Raw genomic sequence first — 20,862 nt, forward strand, 5'->3', positions numbered from 1 at the left:
GGCTCGGTGTCGAGCCGGCCTTTTCGCGTCACCCAGCCGTCAGCCGGTCCTCCGGATGAGGGCCAGATACATGGCGTCCGTCCCGTGCCGATGCGGCCACAGCTGTACGTCGGGACCCTCGCCGAGGTCCGGTACGCCGGGCAACAGAGGCCGTGCGTCGAGGAGTTCGGTCTTGGGGCGCTGCTTGAGCACGTCGTCGACGACCGCCCGGGTCTCGGCGAGATGCGGCGAGCAGGTGGCATAGCCGACGACCCCGCCGACCCGCACGGAGTCGAGCGCGGTGTGCAGCAGTCCGCGCTGCAGCGGCGCGAACCCCTCGAGGTCCTCGGGCCGCCTGCGCCACCGGGCCTCGGGCCGCCGCCGCAGGGCGCCGAGCCCGGTGCACGGCACATCCATCAGCACCCGGTCGAAGGAACCGGGCCGCCACGGCGGCCGGATCCCGTCGGCGGCGATGACCTGGTAGGGCCCGGGGTTCCCGTCGAGGGCCTTGGCGACGAGCCCGGCCCGGTGCGGCAGCTTCTCGGAGGCCAGCAGGAAGGCCCCGCGCCCGGCGGCGAGTGCGGCCAGCAGCGCGGCCTTGCCGCCGGGTCCGGCACACCCGTCGAGCCACTTCTCGTCACGCCCTTCGAGGGGCGCGTTGGCCAGGGCCAGCGCGACGAGCTGACTGCCCTCGTCCTGCACACCCGCGCGGCCTTCCCGTACGGCCTCGATCGCGCCGGGCTCGCCGCCCTCGGCCAGCCGCACGGCGTACGGCGACCAGCGCCCCGCCACCGCCGCCTCCTCCTGAAGGAGTTCGTCGGTGGTGGACCGGCCCGGCCGGGCGACGAGGGTCACCTCGGGCCGCTCGTTGTCCGCCTCGAGCAGTTCCTCGAGGCCCGCGCGCCCGCCGCCGAGCGAGTCCCAGAGCGCGGAGACGATCCAGCGGGGGTGCGAGTGCACCACGGAGAGGTGGTCCTCGGGGTCCTCGTCGTACGGGGGCGCGACCTTCGCGATCCATCCGTCGAGGTCGTCCTGCGCGACCTTCCGCAGCACGGCGTTGACGAACTTGGCCCGCCCGTCACCGAGCACCACCCGGGCCAGCTCGACGGACGCGGACACGGCGGCGTGCGTCGGGATCCGCGTCCCGAGCAACTGGTGCACACCGAGGCTGAGCACGTCGAGCACCGGCGGGTCGACCTCGCGCAGCGGCCGGTCGATACAGGCTTTGATGACGGCGTCGTACGTCCCCTGCCGGCGCAGCGTCCCGTACACCAGCTCGGTCGCGAGCGCCGCGTCCCGCCCGTCGAACTTGTCGGGTCCCTCCTTCTCCCGCGCCTTGCGCAGCAGCGGCGGCAGGACGAGGTTGGCGTACGCGCCCCGCTCGTCCACGGCCCGCAACGCCTCGAAGGCGAGGAAGCGGACGGGATCCTTCTGGGGCCGACGGTAGGGCTTGCCTGCGGGGCGGGGCCGACGGGGTTGGTCGCTCACGAAAAGGTGCTCCGGGTTCAGAGGTGGATACGCACCCAGCGTAAGTCCGCGGGCCCCCGCCTCACGCGCCGAGGGTCTCGCCCTCCCCGATGCGCACCCCGCGCGCCCAGTCGGCGGCCTTCATCGGCCTCTTGCCCTGGGCCTGCACCCACAGCAGCTCCACGGCGTACGACCCCGTGCCGACGTGGACGTCGTTCTTGCCGACGGACAGCGCGCCGGGAGACAGGTCGGTCCGCTCGGGCACGGGCCGGACCTGGATGAGCTTGAGCCGCTCACCCCGGAAGACGGTCCAGGCGCCGGGCGCCGGCGTGCACCCGCGCACCACCCGGTCCACCCGCAATGCCGGGGTCGCCCACTCCACCTGGGCGTCCTCGACGGTGATCTTCGGGGCGAGGGTGACGCCCTCGGCGGGCTGCGGTACGGCCTTCAGCGTGCCGTCCTCGATCCCGTCCATGGTCGCGGCGAGCAGCCCGGAGCCCGCGAAGGCGAGCCGGGTCAGCAGGTCCCCGCTGGTGTCGGTGGGCCGGATCTCCTCGGTGACCGTCCCGTAGACGGGCCCGGAGTCGAGCCCCTCCTCGATCAGGAAGGTCGAGGCTCCGGTGATCTCGTCGCCCGCCATGATGGCGTGCTGCACGGGCGCGGCTCCGCGCCAGGCGGGCAGCAGCGAGAAGTGCAGGTTGACCCAGCCGTGGACGGGGATGTCGAGAGCGACGCGAGGCAGCAGCGCGCCGTAGGCGACGACGGGACAGCAGTCCGGGGCGATCTCGCGCAGCCGCTCCAGAAACTCCGGATCCCGTGGCCTGACAGGCTTCAGCACCTCGATCCCGGCCTCCTCGGCCCGCTCGGCGACGGGAGACGCGACCAGCCTCCGCCCACGACCGGCCGGCGCGTCGGGCCGCGTGACAACAGCGGCCACCTCGTGCCGGCCGGAGGCGAGCAGAGCGTCCAGAGCGGGAACGGCGACCTCGGGGGTACCGGCGAAGACGAGCTTCATGGGTGGGATCGGGCCTCTCGGGCGGGGTCGGACGGGGCAACGCCCAAGTCTATGACCACGCAAGAAGCAGCCGCCGACGGCGAGCACCCCCACAGGAGAGGTCCACCTTTCATCCAACTGGAAACGGGTGGTGCGAGGGTGGGAGACCAAGCCGAGGCCGAAGGCCGAGGCGCAAACCCCCCACCCCCGGCGCACGCATATGCCCATACGCCCCCCGTGCGTGACCAGCGGAGCGCAGACGCGTTGGTCAAGACGGAGTTGACCACAACGGGCCGCACATCGCGCGCGGCCCGATCCTTTTCCTTTTCATCGCCGGTTCGAGAGGCTTGTTCATGGCCGACCACGCAACCCACGACGCCCAGGCTCGGGCCAGCCTGCACTTGCTGGTGCGGGACATCGAGCGGGTCCGCCGGCAGGTGGACGCACTGCGTACGCTCACCGCCCAGTTGGGCAACGTCTACCGCCCGCGCCGCTCCGGCCCTTCCACGGGCTTCGTCGTGTACGGACGCGCCCCCGCCCCGACGGTCCGTCTCGCCCAGGAACTGCGGGACAGTGTCGAGACCCTGGTCACGGCCGCCGTGGACTTCGACCGCTCGCTCGGCTTCTCGTGGGACGCGGTGGGTTCCGCCCTCGGAGTCACCAAGCAGGCCGTGCACCGCCGTTACGGCGGCCGCCGCGCCACGGCCCAGACGGCGACCGAGCCCGAGCGGACCACGGAGCCCGCGGCTCCCCACCCGGTCAACGTGGGCACCGGCATCTCCGCCGTGCCCACGGTCCCCGCCGCCCGCTCGATGCCGACGCAGCCGACGGCAGGCAGCCCGTCCCTCCGCGAAGAGGCCAGGCCGACGGCGTTCCCGGCCCCGCGCAACGGCTGACGCCTGCCCCACCCCATCTCTGCCCTCCCGGCGCATCCGGGAGGGCAGCCGCATGTCACGGGGCCGTGGTGGCCCCGTCAGCCGACATCGGCCGAGGTCAGCCGACATCGGCCGAGGTCAGCCGACATCAGCCGGGGTCAGCCGATGTCAGGCGGATCGATCCGCACCCGAACCGCCGCCTCCCCGCCCCCACGCGCCATCCGCGCCGCCTGTGCGGCCTTCAACGCGGACGCCAGCGCCGCCCCCGTCCCCGGCGGCACCCGGATCAGCGCCCGCTCCCAGTGCTCCCCGGGAGGCGGCGCCCCTACGCGCCGCGGGCGCCCGGCGGTGGTGACGGGCACCGGCACAGGCCCCAGCACCTCGGTCTCCGAAGGCAGTTCCACCGCCCCCAGAAACTCGGCGAGCGCCTCCGCGGGCGCCGACACGGCCGCCATCCGTGACACCGGCGGAAATCCCAGCTCGGCCCGCTCGGCGAGCTCCCGCACCGCATGGCCGACCGGGTCCCACCGCACCAGGGCCTGCACGGGCCGCAACGTGGGCTCGGCGACGATCACGACCGTGCCCCCCGCACCCTGCGGCCGTACCAGCGCCGCCGCCCCGATCCACCGTCGCAACGCGTCCTCGCCGGCGCGCAGATCGGGCCGCCCGAGCATGGCCCAGCCGTCCAGCAGCAGCGCGGCCGCGTACCCGCCCTCGGCGACGGGCTCGGCCCCCGGTGTACTCACCACCAGTGCGGGCGCGGAGGCCACGGTGTCCAGCACCTGCTCACGCCCGGAGGTCCGCACGGGCACGGCGGGGAACGCCCGCCCGAGCTCCTCCGCGGTCCGCCGCGCGCCCACGACCTGCGCCCGCAGCCGGAACGCACCGCACTCCGGACAGTGCCAGCCACCCTCGTCGCGCCCGCACCAGCCGCAGCGCAGCGCGGCCCCGGACTCCTGCCCCTCCAGGGGACCGGCGCAGTGCCGACAGCGCGCGGGCGCCCGGCAGTTGGCGCACGCCATCCGCGGTACGTAACCCCGCCGGGGCACCTGCACGAGCACCGGCCCGTGCCGCAGTCCCTCTCTGACGACCTGCCAGGCGAGGGTGGGCAGCCGGGCGGCCCGGGCGGCCTCGTCCCGCGCGAGATCGCCGTCGCCGACGGTCCGGACCAGCGGAGCGGTGGCCCGCACCTGCTCCCGCCCGGCGACGATCGGCCGGGCCCACCCACTCTCCACGAGCTGCGCCGCTTCGACGGTGCAACTCCAACTGCCCAGCAGGAAAGCGCACTTGTCCTGTGCGGCCCGCAGCAACAGCACCTCTCGCGCATGGGGCTGGGGCGCGTGCTGCTCGCTGTGGCTGTCGTCGCCGTCGTCCCAGACGGCGACCAGCCCGAGATCCTGAACGGGCGCGAACATGGCGGCCCGCGTCCCGATGACCGCCTTCACCGCCCCCCGCCGTACGGCCAGCCACTCCCGATACCGCTTCTCCGGCCCGGCATCGGCGGTGAGCACGGCATGCCGCCCCTCCCCCAGCAACGCCGTCAGCGCGGCGTCGACCCGCGCGACCGCCCGCCCGTCCGGCAGCACGACCAGCGCACCGCGCCCGGAGGCCAGCGTGGCCGCCACGGCTCGCGCCAGCTCCTCGCTCCACTCCGGCCCGGGCAACGCGTTCCACACGGCCCGCGGCGCACCCCCGGAGGCCAGCGCCTCGAGAAACGCGGCACCCTGCTCGTAACGCCCCCAGGACCCCGCCTCGGGGGCGCTCGGCGGTGGCAGCGGCGCGGGCGACGGCCGCTGCTCGGCCCGCGCGCTGCGCGGCGGCACGGCGAGCTGCAGCACATCGGCAAGACTCCCGGCGTACCGATCGGCGACAGCACGAGCCAGCCCCAGCAACTCCCCACTGAGCACCGGCTCGGGCGACACCACCTGGGCCAGCGCGGCAAGGGGCCCTGAGTAGTCCGACTCGGCAAGCCGCTCGACGAGAAACCCGGCGATCAGCCCCCCGCCCTCACGCCGCCCGTCCCGCACCCGATGCCGCCCGGCCCCGAACCGCACCCGCACCCGCACGCCCGGCTGCGCGTCGGCGTCCAGTTCCTCCGGCACGGCGTAATCGAAGTACCGATCAAGATGCAGCACACCCTTGTCGACCAGCACCCGAGCAACGGGAAACTCCTTGGCGAGCGCAGCCCCCCGCCAGGTCCGCGGCTTCGCCCGCGGCACCTTCGCCTTCCGCACACTCTCCCGAATAAGCGCAAGCTGCTCGGGCGGCGCCCCCTCGGCCCCACCGTCCACCGACCCGTTCTCGCTGCTCACCCTTGCATTCTTACCAAACGCCACTGACATCCGACGCCGCCCGAGCTCTCCCCACCGCACGCCCCACCCACCTGAACGCGACCGAGGCCCGACCCCCACCGGGGAGCCGGGCCTCGCACGAAACAGGTTGTTCTAGAGCCCCGCAGCCTTGCGCAGCGCGTCCACCCGGTCCGTCTTCTCCCAGGTGAACTCGGGCAGCTCGCGGCCGAAGTGGCCGTACGCCGCCGTCTGGGCGTAGATCGGGCGGAGCAGGTCGAGGTCGCGGATGATGGCGGCCGGGCGGAGGTCGAAGACCTCGTCGATCGCCTTCTCGATCCGGTCGGTGTCGACCTTGGCCGTGCCGAAGGTCTCCACGAACAGGCCGACCGGCTCGGCCTTGCCGATCGCGTACGCGACCTGGACCTCGCAGCGGGTGGCAAGGCCCGCGGCGACGACGTTCTTGGCGACCCAGCGCATCGCGTACGCCGCCGAACGGTCCACCTTGGACGGGTCCTTGCCGGAGAAGGCGCCGCCGCCGTGGCGGGCCATGCCGCCGTACGTGTCGATGATGATCTTGCGGCCGGTCAGGCCGGCGTCGCCCATCGGGCCGCCGATCTCGAAGCGGCCGGTCGGGTTCACCAGGAGGCGGTAGTTCTCGGTGTCCAGCTTGATGCCGTCGTCGAGCAGTGCCTTCAGCTCCGGCTCCACGACGAACTCGCGGATGTCGGGGGCGAGCAGCGACTCCAGGTCGATGTCCGACGCGTGCTGCGAGGAGACCACGACCGTGTCGAGGCGGACGGCCTTGTCGCCGTCGTACTCGATGGTGACCTGCGTCTTGCCGTCGGGGCGCAGGTAGGGGATGGTGCCGTTCTTGCGGACCTCGGACAGGCGGCTGGAGAGCCGGTGCGCGAGGAAGATCGGCAGCGGCATCAGCGTGGGCGTCTCGTCGCACGCGTAACCGAACATCAGGCCCTGGTCGCCCGCGCCCTGGCGGTCCAGCTCGTCGTCGTCCCCCTCGACCCGGGACTCGTAGGCGGTGTCGACGCCCTGCGCGATGTCCGGGGACTGCGCGCCGATGGACACCGACACGCCGCAGGAGGCGCCGTCGAAGCCCTTCTTCGAGGAGTCGTAGCCGATCTCCAGGATCTTGTCGCGCACCAGCTGCGCGATGGGTGCGTAGGCCTTGGTGGTGACCTCGCCGGCGACGTGCACCAGGCCGGTCGTGATCAGCGTCTCGACGGCGACCCGGGAGGTCGGGTCCTCCTTCAGGAGCGCGTCGAGGATGGTGTCGCTGATCTGGTCAGCGATCTTGTCGGGGTGGCCCTCGGTCACGGACTCCGAGGTGAACAGGCGACGGGACACAACGCTCCCTGGGGTTGCAGCGGCTGCTGGCTGATCATTGGCGGACGGGACGGAGGCTGCGCCCGGCGTCGTCCGAGGACAGTTTATCGGTCGCACTCGGCCACCCGCCCCCCTGTCTCGCCTCTCGGGAGTGCTGTGACCTGCGGCACGGGCATTCTGCCCAATCCCGAGCGGGCTTGGCCAGGGGCGCCACGCCCCAATCTGCGGAGCGCCGACGACCTTGGGCCGAAGGAAACACTCAGCTCAGGCGTTCGGCCACCAAGTCCCAGACGGTTTCGGCCAGGGCTTCCTTGGGGCCGTACGGGACCGGGGTCTCGCTGCCGTCGGCGCCCAGCACCACGGCCTCGTTCTCCTCCGAGCCGAACGTCTTGCGCTCCCCCACCTCGTTCACCACGAGGAGGTCGCACCCCTTGCGGTGCAGCTTCGTACGGCCGTTGGCCAGCACGTCGTCCGTCTCGGCGGCGAATCCGACGACCACCTGGCCGGGACGAGCCCGGTCGGCCGAGATCTCCGCGAGAATGTCTGGATTCCGTACGAGCACGATGGGCTCCGGTTCCTGGTCGTCCTTCTTCTTGATCTTCCCGGCCGCGTACCTCTCGGGCCGGAAGTCGGCCACCGCGGCGGCCATGACGACCGCGTCGGCGTCCGCGGCGGCCTTCAGTACCGCTTCGCGCAGCTGTACGGCCGTGCCGACCGGGACGACGTCCACGCCCGCCGGGTCGGGCAGGCCGGTGTTCGCGGCGAGCAGCGTGACCCGGGCGCCCCGGGCGGCGGCGGTGCGGGCGAGGGCGTAGCCCTGCTTGCCGGAGGAGCGGTTGCCGAGGAAGCGCACCGGGTCGAGGGGTTCGCGGGTGCCGCCGGCGCTGACGACGACGTGCCGGCCGACGAGGTCCGGTTCGGTCACTCCCCTGGCCAGCACCCGACGGCAGACCTCGAAGATCTCGGCGGGCTCGGGCAGCCGGCCCTTGCCCGTGTCGACGCCGGTGAGGCGGCCGACGGCCGGCTCGATGACCACGGCGCCCCGGCGGCGCAGCGTCGCCACGTTCTCCTGGGTGGCCGGGTGCTCCCACATCTCGGTGTGCATGGCGGGCGCGAAGACGACCGGACAGCGGGCGGTGAGGAGGGTGTTCGTGAGGAGGTCGTCGGCGAGGCCGTGGGCGGCCTTGGCGAGCATGTCCGCGGTGGCCGGGGCGACGATCACCAGGTCGGCGTGCTGTCCGATGCGGACGTGCGGGACCTCGTGCACGTCGTCCCACACCTCGGTCGAGACCGGGTGGCCGGAGAGGGCGGACCACGTGGCGGCGCCGACGAAGTGCAGGGCGGAGGCGGTCGGCACCACCCGGACGTCGTGCCCGGACTCGGTCAGTCTGCGCAGCAGCTCACAGGCCTTGTACGCGGCGATGCCACCGCTGACGCCCAGAACGACCTTCGGCTTGTCCACCGTCTCTCCCCGCACCTCGGAAAACGTACGCCGCGGCTCCGCCGTACACGGCTCCATCACACACCACAGGCCCGGCAGTCGCGCTGCCGGGCCTGTGGAAAAGCTAACCGCAAGCTGAAAATACTACTGCGCCGGGCCCTCGACGGCCTCGGACGTCAGCAGACCCGCGTTGATCTCGCGCAGGGCGATCGACAGCGGCTTCTCGTGGACATGGGTGTCCACGAGCGGACCGACGTACTCGAGGAGGCCCTCGCCGAGCTGCGAGTAGTACGCGTTGATCTGGCGGGCCCGCTTGGCCGCGTAGATCACGAGGCTGTACTTCGAGTCCGTGGCCTCGAGAAGCTCGTCGATCGGCGGGTTGATGATGCCCTCGGGCGCGGAGATGGAAGAGGACACGCTCTACCTTCCGATGGATGGGAAAAGATCGGTCGTGATCACATCAGTCGTGATCACACAACATCCATCAAAGATAGCAGCTCACGAGCCACGTCCTCGACAGAGGTGTTGACCAGGGTCTCGTCGAACTCCGGCTCAGCCGCCAGTTCGACCTTCGCCGCGTCCAGACGGCGCTCGATCACCTCGGGCGGCTCGGTGCCCCGCCCGGTGAGCCTGCGCACGAGCTCCTCCCAGGAGGGAGGAGCCAGGAACACCAGTTGGGCGTCCGTCATGGACTCGCGGACCTGCCGGGCACCCTGGAGGTCGATCTCCAGGAGCACGGGCTCGCCCGCCTCCAGTCGCTCCAGCACGGCCGCACGCGGCGTGCCGTAGCGGTTGCCGGCGAACTCGGCCCACTCCAGCAGCTCGCCGTTGGCGATCAGCTTGTCCATCTCCTCGTCGGTGACGAAGAAATACTGGACTCCGTGCTTCTCGCCGGGGCGGGGCCTGCGGGTCGTCGCCGACACCGAGAGCCAGACCTCGGGGTGTTCCTTGCGCATATGAGCGACGACCGTGCTCTTGCCGACCCCGGAGGGGCCGGAGAGCACGGTCAGCCGCGGACGTTCACTCATGCAGCGATTATTCCAGCAATCCCGGAGTGCCCGGGACTACCTTGCCCGGAGTACCCGGGATCAGGAGCCGGTGCTGCCGAACTCACGCTCCAGGGAGGCGATCTGGTTGGAACCGAGGCCGCGCACACGGCGGCTCTCGGAGATGCCGAGTCGCTCCATGATCTGCTTGGCGCGGACCTTGCCCACGCCAGGCAGGGACTCAAGCAGCGCGGAGACCTTCATCTTGCCGATGACGTCGTTCTCCTGGCCCTGCTTGATGACCTCGTGCAGGGAGGCGCCGGAGTGCTTGAGTCGATTCTTGACCTCGGCCCGCTCCCGGCGAGCCGCGGCGGCCTTTTCGAGCGCGGCTGCGCGCTGTTCAGGGGTAAGGGGCGGAAGAGCCACGCCTACGTCACCTCGGATGTCGAACTGTCGGATACGGACCGGTGAGGAACCTAGTCGCCCCACACCTGGGGAGCTACGAGCAACACGCTTGCCCGTTCACTCTCGTCGGAGACTAGCGGCCAAGTGCGCCAGAGTCAGCGAGAACAGCGGAAAAGTCCTGGTCAGCCTCCGTCAGGCCGGACATTTCAGACATACTGCCCCGGATTTGAGGATGTATTCAGACTCAAGTCTGCCTCGAACCACTCATCGGATGACTCGAGCGCGTCAGCAGGGAGCCTCAGGCGGCCGCCACCGCGGCCCTGATCTCCTCCGCGAAGCGGTCCGCGGCGTCACGCAGAGCGACCGCGTCGGGACCGTGGCGCAACACACCCCGGCTGACGTTCGGCACGACGTTGCGCACGGCCGCGCCGAAAACGCCGGGAAGATCTGCGGGAGTGGCACCCTGCGCACCGATCCCGGGCGCCAGCAGCGGACCGTTGATGGCGAGGTCGTACGACGACAGATCGCCGAGCGTGGCGCCCACGACCGCCCCGAAGGAGCCCAGGGGCCCCTCCCCCGCGTTCTCGGTGGCCAGGTGGGCCAGCATCGTCGCTCCGACGTTGCGACCGTCCGCGCGGACGGCGTGCTGAACCTCGCCGCCCTCCGGGTTGGAGGTCAGCGCCAGCACGAACAGACCGGTGCCGTTCTCCTTCGCCAGCTCGACGGCCGGCTTGAGCGACCCGTAGCCGAGGTACGGCGAGACGGTCAGCGCGTCGGAGAAGAGCGGGGCGTCCTTGTGGAGGAAGGACTCGGCGTACGCGGCCATGGTCGAGCCGATGTCGCCGCGCTTGGCGTCCATCACGACCAGCGCGCCGGCCTGCCGCGCCTCGGCGACCGACTTCTCGAGGACGGCGACACCGCGCGACCCGAAGCGCTCGAAGAACGCGCTCTGCGGCTTGAGGACGGCGACCCGGTCGGCCATCGCCTCGACGACCGTGCGGCTGAACCGCTCCAAGCCTGCCACGTCGTCGTTCAGACCCCACTCGGTGAGCAGGGAGGCGTGCGGGTCGATGCCGACACACAAAGGGCCGCGCTCGTCCATCGCCCGGCGCAGGCGTGCGCCGAAGGGCTCCAGAGTCATGCCGTCTTCCTCACGTCGGCGCCGACCGCGTCGGCAAGGGTGGCGTACGGGCTCGTCCGCAGACGGGCAGCGAGCCCCTTGTGGATGGCTCGGGCCCAGAAGGGGCCCTCGTAGACGAAGGCGCTGTATCCCTGCACGAGGGTGGCGCCCGCCAGGATGCGCTGCCAGGCGTCCTCGGCGTTCTCGATGCCGCCGACGCCCACGAGGGTGATCCGGTCGCCCACGCGCGCGTAGAGGCGACGCAGCACCTCCAGGGAGCGTGCCTTCAGGGGTGCTCCGGACAGCCCCCCGGTCTCCTTCACCAGGCCGGCCTCCGACGTCAGACCGAGGCCGTCGCGCGCGATGGTGGTGTTGGTGGCGATGATCCCGTCCAGGCCGAGCTCCACGGCCAGGTCGGCCACCGCGTCGACGTCCTCGTCGGCCAGGTCGGGCGCGATCTTCACCAGGAGCGGCACACGGCGCGAGGTGACCGTACGGTCGGCGGCCTCGCGGACGGCGCTCAGCAGGGGGCGTAGATGGTCGACGGCCTGCAGATTGCGCAGCCCCGGCGTGTTCGGCGACGACACGTTCACGACCAGGTAGTCGGCGTACGACGCCAGCCGCTCGGTCGACTTCACGTAGTCGAGGACGGCCTCGTCCTCGGGGACGACCTTGGTCTTGCCGATGTTGACGCCGACGACCGTCCTGAAGACGGGCGTACGGGAGGCCAGGCGGGCGGCGACGGCCAGGGAGCCCTCGTTGTTGAAGCCCATGCGGTTGATCAGCGCGCGGTCCTTCACGAGGCGGAACAGCCGCTTCTTGGGGTTGCCGGGCTGCGGCTCCCCCGTGACCGTGCCGATCTCGACGTGGTCGAAGCCGAGCATCGTCATGCCGTCGATGGCGACGGCGTTCTTGTCGAAGCCGGCGGCCAGCCCGAAGGGGCCGTGCATCCGCAGCCCGAAGGCCTGCGTGCGCAGTTCCTTGTGGCGGGGAGCGAGGGCGGCGGCGACGAACGTCCGCAGCACGGGGATCCGGACGGCGAGTCGGATCCAGCGGAAGGCCAGGTAATGGGCCTTCTCGGGGTCCATCCGTTGGAAGACCAGACGGAAGAAGAGCTTGTACATCGCGGGAGTCCTCTGGGGTCCTCATGAAGAGGGGGACACCTTCCGGTGTCCCCCTCAGGGCTGCTAGTCGCGGGCCGCGGTCAGGTGTTCCGCGTGTTCCTGGAGCGAACGGACGCCCACGTCTCCGTGGTTGAGGGCGTCGATGCCCTGGACGGCCGCAGCGAGCGCCTGGACGGTCGTCAGACACGGCACGGACCGCGCCACGGCCGCCGTACGGATCTCGTAGCCGTCGAGGCGGCCGCCGGTGCCGTACGGGGTGTTGACGATGAGGTCGACCTCGCCGTCGTGGATGAGCTGGACGATGGTCTTCTCGCCGTTCGGGCCGGTGCCCTCGGACTGCTTGCGCACGATCGTGGCGTTGATGCCGTTGCGCTTGAGGACCTCGGCCGTGCCGGAGGTGGCGAGCAGTTCGAAGCCGTGGGCGACCAGTTCGCGTGCCGGGAAGATCATCGAGCGCTTGTCACGGTTGGCGACCGAGATGAAGGCGCGGCCCTTGGTCGGCAGCGGACCGTAGGCCCCGGCCTGCGACTTGGCGTACGCCGTGCCGAAGACGGAGTCGATGCCCATGACCTCGCCGGTGGAGCGCATCTCCGGGCCGAGGACCGTGTCGACGCCCCGCCCGTGGATGTCGCGGAAGCGGGACCACGGCATGACGGCCTCCTTGACGGAGATCGGCGCGTCGAACGGGAGCTCGCCGCCGTCGCCCTTCGCCGGAAGCAGCCTCTCCGCGCGCAGTTCGGCGATGGTCGCGCCCAGCGAGATCCGGGCGGCGGCCTTCGCCAGCGGCACCGCGGTCGCCTTCGAGGTGAAGGGGACGGTGCGGGAAGCACGCGGGTTGGCTTCGAGGACGTACAGGATGTCGCCCGCCATCGCGAACTGGATGTTGATCAGGCCGCGGACGCCGACGCCCTTGGCGATGGCCTCCGTGGAGGCCCGCAGGCGCTTGATGTCGAAGCCGCCCAGCGTGATCGGGGGCAGGGCGCACGCCGAGTCGCCGGAGTGGATGCCGGCCTCCTCGATGTGCTCCATGACACCGCCGAGGTAGAGCTCCTCGCCGTCGTACAGGGCGTCGACGTCGATCTCGATCGCGTCGTCGAGGAAGCGGTCGACCAGGACCGGCCGGGAGGGGCTGATCTCGGTCGACTCGGCGATGTACGACTCCAGCCGGGTCTCGTCGTACACGATCTCCATGCCGCGCCCGCCGAGGACGTACGAGGGCCGCACCAGGACCGGGTAGCCGATCTCGTCGGCGATGGCCTTGGCGCCCGCGAAGGTGGTGGCGGTGCCGTGCTTGGGGGCCGGGAGACCGGCCTCGGCGAGGACCTGGCCGAAGGCGCCGCGGTCCTCGGCGGCGTGGATGGCCTCGGGGGGCGTGCCGACGACCGGTACGCCGTTGTCCTTGAGCGCCTGCGCGAGGCCCAGCGGGGTCTGGCCGCCGAGCTGCACGATGACGCCCGCGATCGGGCCGGCCTGCGCCTCCGCGTGGACGATCTCCAGCACGTCTTCCAGCGTCAGCGGCTCGAAGTACAGGCGGTCGGAGGTGTCGTAGTCCGTGGAGACGGTCTCCGGGTTGCAGTTGACCATCACGGTCTCGTAGCCGGCGTCGCTCAGCGCGAAGGAGGCGTGGACGCAGGAGTAGTCGAACTCGATGCCCTGGCCGATGCGGTTGGGTCCGGAGCCCAGGATGATTACGGCCGGCTTCTCGCGGGGGGCGACCTCGCTCTCCTCGTCGTAGGAGGAGTAGAAGTACGGCGTCTTCGCGGCGAACTCGGCGGCGCAGGTGTCGACCGTCTTGTACACCGGGCGCACGCCGAGCGCGTGCCGCACCTCGCGCACGACGTCCTCGCGCAGGCCCCGGATCTCGCCGATCTGCTGGTCGGAGAAGCCGTGCCGCTTGGCCTCGGCGAGCAGCTCGGGGACCAGACGCTCGGCGGCGGCGAGTTCGTCCGCGATCTCCTTGATCAGGAACAGCTGGTCCACGAACCAGGGGTCGATCTTCGTGTACTCGAAGATCTCCTCCTGCGTGGCACCGGCGCGGATCGCCTCCATGACCGTGTTGATCCGGCCGTCGGTCGGGCGGACCGAAGCCTCCAGGAGCTCCTTCTTGTCGCCCGTCTCGCCGACGAAGGTGAACTGCGAGCCCTTCTTCTCCAGCGAGCGCAGCGCCTTCTGGAAGGCCTCGGTGAAGTTGCGGCCGATCGCCATGGCCTCGCCGACCGACTTCATGGTCGTGGTCAGCGTGGAGTCGGCGCTCGGGAACTTCTCGAAGGCGAAGCGCGGGGCCTTCACGACCACGTAGTCGAGGGTCGGCTCGAAGGAGGCCGGGGTCTTCTCCGTGATGTCGTTCGGGATCTCGTCGAGGGTGTAGCCGACGGCCAGCTTGGCGGCGATCTTGGCGATCGGGAAGCCGGTGGCCTTCGACGCGAGGGCCGAGGAGCGCGACACCCGCGGGTTCATCTCGATGACGATGATGCGGCCGTCGACGGGGTTCACCGCGAACTGGATGTTGCAGCCGCCGGTGTCGACACCGACCTCGCGGATGATCGCGATGCCGATGTCGCGCAGGCGCTGGTACTCACGGTCGGTGAGCGTCATCGCGGGCGCGACGGTGATCGAGTCACCGGTGTGGACGCCCATCGGGTCGAAGTTCTCGATGGAGCAGACGACCACCACGTTGTCGTTCTTGTCGCGCATCAGCTCCAGCTCGTACTCCTTCCAGCCGAGGATGGACTCCTCCAGGAGCACCTCGGTGGTCGGGGAGAGCGTGAGGCCCTGGCCGGCGATGCGGCGCAGCTCCTCCTCGTCGTGGGCGAAGCCGGAGCCGGCGCCACCCATGGTGAAGGAGGGGCGGACCACGACCGGGTAGCCGCCGAGCTGCTCGACGCCCCTGAGTACGTCGTCCATCGAGTGGCAGATGTAGGACCGGGCGGACTCGCCGTGCCCGATCTTCTCGCGGACGGCCTCGACGACGCCCTTGAAGAGGTCGCGGTCCTCGCCCTTGTTGATGGCTTCGACGTTGGCGCCGATCAGCTCGACACCGTACTTCTCCAGCACACCCTGCTCGTGCATGGAGATCGCGGTGTTGAGGGCCGTCTGGCCGCCCAGGGTGGGCAGCAGCGCGTCCGGCCGCTCCTTGGCGATGATCTTCTCGACGAACTCCGGGGTGATCGGCTCGACGTAGGTGGCGTCGGCGATCTCCGGGTCGGTCATGATCGTCGCCGGGTTGGAGTTGACCAGGATGACGCGCAGGCCCTCGGCCTTGAGCACGCGGCACGCCTGGGTGCCGGAGTAGTCGAACTCGGCGGCCTGGCCGATGACGATCGGGCCGGAGCCGATGACCAGGACGGACTGGATATCGGTGCGCTTAGGCACGCTGGCCCTCCATCAGGACTGTGCTCATCAAAGACGTGAAGCGGTCGAACAGGTAGGCGGCGTCGTGCGGGCCGGCTGCCGCTTCGGGGTGGTACTGGACGCTGAAGGCGGGGCGGTCGAGCAGTTGCAGCCCCTCCACCACGTTGTCGTTGAGACACACGTGGGAGACCTCGGCGCGGCCGTAGGGCGTGTCGGACACCTTGTCGAGCGGGGCGTCGACGGCGAAGCCGTGGTTGTGCGCGGTGACCTCGACCTTGCCGGTGGAACGGTCCTGCACCGGCTGGTTGATGCCGCGGTGGCCGTACTTCAGCTTGTAGGTGCCGAAGCCCAGCGCGCGGCCCAGGATCTGGTTGCCGAAGCAGATGCCGAAGAGCGGGGTCCCGCGCTCCAGCACCGCCTGCATCAGCGCTACCGGGTGGTCGGCGGTGGCCGGGTCGCCGGGCCCGTTGGAGAAGAACACGCCGTCCGGGCCGGTCGCGTACACCTCCTCGACGGACGCCGTCGCCGGCAGCACGTGCACCTCGATGCCGCGCTCGGCCATGCGGTGCGGGGTCATGCCCTTGATGCCGAGGTCGACGGCGGCGACGGTGAACTTCTTCTCGCCGATCGCCGGGACGACGTACGTCTCCTTGGTGGCGACCTCCGCGGAGAGGTTCGCGCCCTTCATCTCGGGGGCCTGGCGTACCTCGGTGAGCATGGTGCCGTCGTCGGGCAGCGCCTGGCCGGAGAAGATGCCGACGCGCATGGCGCCGCGCTCGCGCAGGTGGCGGGTCAGCGCGCGCGTGTCGATGCCGGAGATACCGACGACACCCTGTGCGGCCAGCTCCTCGTCGAGCGTGCGGCGGGAGCGCCAGTTGGACGGCACGCGCGCGGGGTCACGCACCACGTATCCGGCGACCCAGATCCGCTTCGACTCGGGGTCCTCGTCGTTGACGCCGGTGTTGCCGACGTGCGGGGCGGTCATCACGACGACCTGGCGGTGGTACGACGGGTCGGTGAGGGTCTCCTGGTAGCCGGTCATGCCGGTGGAGAACACCGCTTCGCCGAAGGTCACCCCCACGGCCCCGTAGGCACGGCCGCGGAAGATCCGGCCGTCCTCCAGGACGAGTACCGCGGGAGTTTTGGCGGCTCCCCTTGTGGAGGTCGTCATCGTGCGCCTTCCGTTTCCGTCTTGTTGATCATGGAGTTGATTGCGTCGACCCACTCGTTGTGCTCGGCCGCGCGCTCGGAGCGGAACCCGGAGTCGATCAGCCGCTCGCCGTGCGCCCAGGTCACGACGAGCAGCCCGCCCTCGGTCAGCACCTTGCCGGCGATGCCCTTGTCGAGCCGGGCCTCGCGCAGCGCCTCGAGAGGGACGAAGAAGTCCGTCGCTCCTGGCCGTACGACGTCCAGTCCCGCGTCCGTCAGGGTGAGCTCGACCCGGCTGCGGGTGCCCAGGCCGTGCGCCACGATGCGGTCGAGCCACTGCCCGGCGGTGGTGGAGCCGTGGTAGCGGCCGCTCATCGTCAGTGTGGCCTCACCCGGGTCGGAAGGCGCGTCGGGCAGCTGGGGCAGGTCGCCCTGGAGCGTGCCGCGCCACTTCCAGCCCTCGCGCATCAGCCAGTAGACGAGCGCGACGAAGAGGGCGAGTCCGACGAGCCAGCCGATGCGGGCGGCCCAGTCGGTGACCTGAGCCGATTCCTTCTCGGCGGCCAGCAGAATTACAGGTGTCACGTGAGCTTCCCGTCGACGAGCGTGGCCTTGCCCCGGAGCCACGTGTGCGTGACACGGCCCGGCAGCTCGCGACCCTCGTAAGGGGTGTTGCGGCTGCGCGAGGCGAAGCCCGCGGGGTCCACGGACCCACGGTATTCCGTGTCGACGAGCGTGAGGTTGGCGGGCTCACCTGCCGAGACGGGACGGCCCTGTCCCTTGGCCTGTCCGATCTGTGCGGGCTTGACGGACATACGGTCAGCGACCTGGTCCCAGTCGAGGAGCCCGGTGTCGACCATCGTCTCCTGGACCACCGACAACGCGGTCTCCAGGCCGACCATGCCCATGGCGGCCGCGGCCCACTCGCAGTCCTTGTCCTCGTGCGGGTGCGGGGCGTGGTCGGTGGCCACGATGTCGATCGTGCCGTCCGCGAGGGCCTCACGCAGGGCGAGCACGTCTCGCTCGGTGCGCAGCGGCGGGTTGACCTTGAAGACCGGGTTGTAGGTACGCACCAGCTCATCCGTGAGGAGGAGGTGGTGCGGGGTGACCTCGGCGGTGACGTCGATGCCGCGGGACTTGGCCCAGCGGACGATCTCCACCGAGCCCGCGGTCGACAGGTGGCAGATGTGGACGCGGGAGCCGACGTGCTCGGCGAGCAGGACATCCCGGGCGATGATCGATTCTTCGGCCACCGCCGGCCAGCCGCCGAGACCCAGCTCGGCGGAGACGATGCCCTCGTTCATCTGGGCGCCCTCGGTCAGCCGCGGCTCCTGCGCGTGCTGGGCGACGACCCCGCCGAAGGCCTTCACGTACTCCAGCGCCCGGCGCATGATCACGGCGTCGTCGACACACTTGCCGTCGTCGGAGAAGACGGTGACGCCGGCGGCCGACTCGTGCATCGCGCCCAGCTCGGCGAGCTTGCGGCCCTCCAGGGCGACGGTGACGGCACCGATGGGCTGCACGTCGCAGTAGCCGTGCTCCTGGCCGAGCCGGTAGACCTGCTCGACCACGCCGGCGGTGTCGGCGACCGGGAAGGTGTTGGCCATGGCGAACACGGTGGTGTAGCCCCCGGAGGCGGCTGCCCGCGTGCCGGTCAGCACGGTCTCGGAGTCCTCGCGGCCAGGCTCGCGCAGGTGGGTGTGCAGGTCCACCAGACCCGGCAGCAGCACCTTGCCGCCGGCCTCGACGACCTCGGCGCCCTCGGCCGACAGACCGACGCCCACCTCGGCGATGGTCGCGCCGTCGATCAGCACGTCCTGCGGCTCGCCGCCGAGCACCTTCGCACCGCGGATCAGGATCTTGCTCATCTGTCTTACTTCTCCTCGATACGGGTGGGGCTGAGGGCGGGCTCGTTGCCGCCCAGAAGCAGGTACAGGACGGCCATCCGGACGGAGACTCCGTTTGCGACCTGCTCGACGACGGTGCAGCGCTCGGAGTCGGCGACCTCGGCGGTGATCTCCATGCCGCGGACCATCGGACCGGGGTGCATCACGATGGCGTGCTCGGGCATCTTCGCCATGCGCTCGCCGTCGAGGCCGTAGCGCCGCGCGTACTCGCGCTCGGTCGGGAAGAACGCCGCGTTCATGCGTTCCCGCTGGACGCGCAGCATCATCACCGCGTCGGACTTGGAAAGGGTGCTGTCCAGCTCGTAGGAGACCTCGCAGGGCCAGGTCTCGACGCCGACCGGCACCAGGGTGGGCGGGGCGACCAGGGTGACCTCGGCACCGAGGGTGTGCAGCAGGTCGACGTTGGAGCGGGCCACCCGGCTGTGCAGGATGTCACCGACGATCGTGATCCGCTTGCCGTCGAGGTCCTGCCCGATCCCGGCGTCCCGCCCGACGAGCCGGCGGCGCATGGTGAAGGCGTCCAGCAGGGCCTGCGTCGGGTGCTGGTGGGTGCCGTCACCGGCGTTGATCACGGCCGCGTCGATCCACCCGGAGTTGGCGAGGCGGTACGGGGCTCCGGAGGCGCCGTGCCGGATCACGACGGCGTCCACGCCCATGGCTTCGAGGGTCTGGGCGGTGTCCTTCAGGGACTCGCCCTTGGACACGCTCGACCCCTTGGCGGAGAAGTTGATGACGTCCGCGGACAGGCGCTTCTCGGCGGCCTCGAAGGAGATCCGGGTCCGGGTGGAGTCCTCGAAGAAGAGGTTGACGACGGTTCGGCCGCGCAGGGTCGGCAGTTTCTTGATCGGCCGGTCGGCGACCCGGGCCATCTCCTCGGCGGTGTCGAGGATCAGGACGGCGTCGTCGCGGGTGAGGTCGGCGGCCGAGATGAGATGACGCTGCATCTGTCAGGCTCCGTAAGGCAGTTCAGGTCGGGAGATTTCGCGCGCGGGCGTGCGGGGGCGCACTCGGGGACGTACGACCGAGTGCGGCTACTGCTCGCGCGTCGGGGAGGTCTTCACACCGAGCAGCACGGTGTCGCGACCGTCCTCCTCGGCGAGCTGGACCTTGACCGTCTCCCGCAGCGACGTGGGGAGGTTCTTGCCGACGTAGTCGGCGCGGATGGGCAGTTCGCGGTGGCCCCGGTCGACGAGGACCGCGAGCTGGACCGCGCGGGGGCGCCCGATGTCGTTCAGGGCGTCGAGGGCGGCTCGGATGGTGCGGCCGGAGAAGAGCACGTCGTCGACGAGGACGACCAGCCTGCCGTCGATGCCGTCACCGGGGATGTCGGTGCGGGCCAGCGCACGCGGCGGGTGCATGCGCAGGTCGTCGCGGTACATGGTGATGTCGAGGGAGCCGACCGGGATCTTGCGGTCGGTGATCTCCTCGAGCTTGGCGGCGAGCCGCTGGGCGAGGAAGACGCCCCGGGTGGGAATGCCGAGGAGCACCACGTCGTCGGCGCCCTTGGCGCGCTCGACGATCTCGTGGGCGATGCGGGTCAGTACCCGCGCGATGTCAGGGCCTTCGAGCACTGGCCTTGCATCGGACGCTTGAGTGTCCATAAGAAACGGACCTCCTTCTCCGCCTCACGGGACGGACCTTAAAGGACGTCGGATTTGCGCCATCCACGGTAGCAGGCCGGGACGACGTCCCTGATCACCCCCTTGGCCCAACCGGCCACCGATACCACGGAAGAGTCGGTGCGGACCATTCGGCTTGACGCGGAAGAGTAACGCTGCGTAACCTCACAGTGAGTTACCAGCCGCGCGGCATGGAAACAACCCAGTCGCGTCGACACAGTGTCCGGGGAGCTATATGTCCAGCGAATACGCCAAACAGCTCGGGGCCAAGCTCCGGGCCATCCGCACCCAGCAGGGCCTTTCCCTCCACGGTGTCGAGGAGAAGTCCCAGGGTCGTTGGAAGGCCGTCGTGGTCGGTTCGTACGAGCGCGGCGACCGCGCCGTGACCGTGCAGCGACTTGCCGAGCTGGCGGATTTCTACGGCGTTCCGGTGCAGGAGCTGCTGCCGGGCACCACGCCGGGCGGGGCCGCCGAGCCGCCGCCGAAGCTGGTCCTCGACCTGGAGCGGCTGGCCCACGTGCCGGCCGAGAAGGCGGGTCCCCTCCAGCGGTATGCCGCCACCATCCAGTCCCAGCGCGGTGACTACAACGGCAAGGTGCTCTCGATCCGCCAGGACGACCTGCGCACACTCGCCGTCATCTACGACCAGTCGCCCTCGGTCCTCACCGAGCAGCTGATCAGCTGGGGCGTCCTGGACGCGGACGCGCGCCGTGCGGTGGCCTCCCACGAGGACAGCTGAGCCGCTTCTCACCTGAGCAGAAACGTGCCGCCGGGGTGGCCGGAACTTCACGGTTCCAGCTACCCCGGCGGCTT

At 70.7% G+C, this 20,862-nt stretch carries 18 protein-coding genes; 2 read left to right on the forward strand and 16 right to left on the reverse strand.

The genetic code is table 11. The annotated features are described in order from the left end of the window. Positions 1-39: 39 nt before the first annotated feature. Both AC5P09_RS03545 and fmt read right to left on the reverse strand, forming a co-directional pair. Entirely contained in the window at positions 40-1,467 is a 1,428-nt protein-coding gene (locus AC5P09_RS03545; protein ID WP_493872401.1) for an RsmB/NOP family class I SAM-dependent RNA methyltransferase, read from the reverse strand. Between the two features lie 61 nt (positions 1,468-1,528). Continuing rightward, entirely contained in the window at positions 1,529-2,461 is a 933-nt protein-coding gene (fmt, locus tag AC5P09_RS03550) for a methionyl-tRNA formyltransferase (protein ID WP_493872402.1), read from the reverse strand. A gap of 332 nt (positions 2,462-2,793) precedes the next feature. On the opposite strand from fmt, the gene AC5P09_RS03555 reads away from it, so the two are divergent. After that, complete coding sequence (locus AC5P09_RS03555) at positions 2,794-3,336, forward strand: hypothetical protein (RefSeq protein ID WP_493872403.1); 543 nt, start codon at positions 2,794-2,796, stop codon at positions 3,334-3,336. A 137-nt stretch (positions 3,337-3,473) separates the two neighbouring features. Here the strand turns inward: AC5P09_RS03555 and AC5P09_RS03560 are convergent, their stop codons facing one another. From AC5P09_RS03560 to pyrR, 14 genes are all read right to left on the reverse strand, one after another. Beyond that, a complete protein-coding gene (locus tag AC5P09_RS03560) occupies positions 3,474-5,627 on the reverse strand; it encodes a primosomal protein N' (protein ID WP_493872404.1) in 2,154 nt (717 codons plus the stop codon). Between the two features lie 132 nt (positions 5,628-5,759). Next, positions 5,760-6,968 (reverse strand): methionine adenosyltransferase, encoded by a 1,209-nt coding sequence (gene metK, locus AC5P09_RS03565; protein WP_266443068.1) that lies wholly within the window; start codon positions 6,966-6,968, stop codon positions 5,760-5,762. Positions 6,969-7,206: 238 nt separating this feature from the next. Continuing rightward, complete coding sequence (gene coaBC / locus AC5P09_RS03570; RefSeq protein ID WP_493872405.1) at positions 7,207-8,409, reverse strand: bifunctional phosphopantothenoylcysteine decarboxylase/phosphopantothenate--cysteine ligase CoaBC; 1,203 nt, start codon at positions 8,407-8,409, stop codon at positions 7,207-7,209. A 123-nt stretch (positions 8,410-8,532) separates the two neighbouring features. Beyond that, positions 8,533-8,805: a DNA-directed RNA polymerase subunit omega gene (gene rpoZ, locus AC5P09_RS03575; protein ID WP_003988945.1), complete on the reverse strand. Its 273-nt coding sequence runs from the start codon at positions 8,803-8,805 to the stop codon at positions 8,533-8,535. Positions 8,806-8,858: 53 nt separating this feature from the next. Continuing rightward, entirely contained in the window at positions 8,859-9,416 is a 558-nt protein-coding gene (gene gmk, locus AC5P09_RS03580; protein WP_307673456.1) for a guanylate kinase, read from the reverse strand. A gap of 60 nt (positions 9,417-9,476) precedes the next feature. Continuing rightward, positions 9,477-9,800, reverse strand: coding sequence for an integration host factor (locus tag AC5P09_RS03585; protein WP_003977346.1), 324 nt, complete (start codon positions 9,798-9,800; stop codon positions 9,477-9,479). A gap of 277 nt (positions 9,801-10,077) precedes the next feature. Further along, positions 10,078-10,920: an orotidine-5'-phosphate decarboxylase gene (gene pyrF, locus AC5P09_RS03590; RefSeq protein ID WP_493872406.1), complete on the reverse strand. Its 843-nt coding sequence runs from the start codon at positions 10,918-10,920 to the stop codon at positions 10,078-10,080. Beyond that, positions 10,917-12,023 (reverse strand): quinone-dependent dihydroorotate dehydrogenase, encoded by a 1,107-nt coding sequence (locus tag AC5P09_RS03595; protein ID WP_493872407.1) that lies wholly within the window; start codon positions 12,021-12,023, stop codon positions 10,917-10,919. The genes pyrF and AC5P09_RS03595 overlap by 4 nt, the downstream gene beginning before the upstream one ends. Positions 12,024-12,086: 63 nt before the next feature. Further along, positions 12,087-15,395, reverse strand: a complete 3,309-nt coding sequence (gene carB, locus AC5P09_RS03600; RefSeq protein WP_493872408.1) for a carbamoyl-phosphate synthase large subunit — start codon at positions 15,393-15,395, stop codon at positions 12,087-12,089. Further along, a complete protein-coding gene (carA, locus tag AC5P09_RS03605; RefSeq protein WP_493872409.1) occupies positions 15,388-16,545 on the reverse strand; it encodes a glutamine-hydrolyzing carbamoyl-phosphate synthase small subunit in 1,158 nt (385 codons plus the stop codon). Before carA ends, carB begins: the two co-directional genes overlap by 8 nt. Beyond that, positions 16,542-17,108, reverse strand: a complete 567-nt coding sequence (locus AC5P09_RS03610; protein ID WP_493872410.1) for a PH-like domain-containing protein — start codon at positions 17,106-17,108, stop codon at positions 16,542-16,544. The genes carA and AC5P09_RS03610 overlap by 4 nt, the downstream gene beginning before the upstream one ends. Further along, entirely contained in the window at positions 17,105-18,391 is a 1,287-nt protein-coding gene (locus AC5P09_RS03615; protein WP_493872411.1) for a dihydroorotase, read from the reverse strand. The genes AC5P09_RS03610 and AC5P09_RS03615 overlap by 4 nt, the downstream gene beginning before the upstream one ends. A gap of 5 nt (positions 18,392-18,396) precedes the next feature. Continuing rightward, a complete protein-coding gene (locus tag AC5P09_RS03620) occupies positions 18,397-19,374 on the reverse strand; it encodes an aspartate carbamoyltransferase catalytic subunit (RefSeq protein ID WP_493872412.1) in 978 nt (325 codons plus the stop codon). Between the two features lie 87 nt (positions 19,375-19,461). After that, positions 19,462-20,031 (reverse strand): bifunctional pyr operon transcriptional regulator/uracil phosphoribosyltransferase PyrR, encoded by a 570-nt coding sequence (gene pyrR / locus AC5P09_RS03625; RefSeq protein WP_307673463.1) that lies wholly within the window; start codon positions 20,029-20,031, stop codon positions 19,462-19,464. A gap of 253 nt (positions 20,032-20,284) precedes the next feature. Between pyrR and bldD the strand changes: the two genes are divergently transcribed. Beyond that, entirely contained in the window at positions 20,285-20,788 is a 504-nt protein-coding gene (gene bldD / locus AC5P09_RS03630; RefSeq protein WP_217239608.1) for a transcriptional regulator BldD, read from the forward strand. The last annotated feature ends 74 nt before the right edge of the window (positions 20,789-20,862 follow it).

It is taken from the genome of Streptomyces sp. a15, assembly GCF_059026085.1.

Excerpts from the sequence above, each read along its gene's own strand:
- fmt (WP_493872402.1), bottom strand. The coding sequence starts at position 2,461 with ATGAAGCTCGTCTTCGCCGGTACCCCCGAGGTCGCCGTTCCCGCTCTG.
- AC5P09_RS03555 (WP_493872403.1), top strand. The coding sequence starts at position 2,794 with ATGGCCGACCACGCAACCCACGACGCCCAGGCTCGGGCCAGCCTGCAC.
- gmk (WP_307673456.1), bottom strand. The coding sequence starts at position 9,416 with ATGAGTGAACGTCCGCGGCTGACCGTGCTCTCCGGCCCCTCCGGGGTC.
- pyrF (WP_493872406.1), bottom strand. The coding sequence starts at position 10,920 with ATGACTCTGGAGCCCTTCGGCGCACGCCTGCGCCGGGCGATGGACGAG.
- AC5P09_RS03595 (WP_493872407.1), bottom strand. The coding sequence starts at position 12,023 with ATGTACAAGCTCTTCTTCCGTCTGGTCTTCCAACGGATGGACCCCGAG.
- carA (WP_493872409.1), bottom strand. The coding sequence starts at position 16,545 with ATGACGACCTCCACAAGGGGAGCCGCCAAAACTCCCGCGGTACTCGTC.
- AC5P09_RS03615 (WP_493872411.1), bottom strand. The coding sequence starts at position 18,391 with ATGAGCAAGATCCTGATCCGCGGTGCGAAGGTGCTCGGCGGCGAGCCG.
- AC5P09_RS03620 (WP_493872412.1), bottom strand. The coding sequence starts at position 19,374 with ATGCAGCGTCATCTCATCTCGGCCGCCGACCTCACCCGCGACGACGCC.
- pyrR (WP_307673463.1), bottom strand. The coding sequence starts at position 20,031 with ATGGACACTCAAGCGTCCGATGCAAGGCCAGTGCTCGAAGGCCCTGAC.
- bldD (WP_217239608.1), top strand. The coding sequence starts at position 20,285 with ATGTCCAGCGAATACGCCAAACAGCTCGGGGCCAAGCTCCGGGCCATC.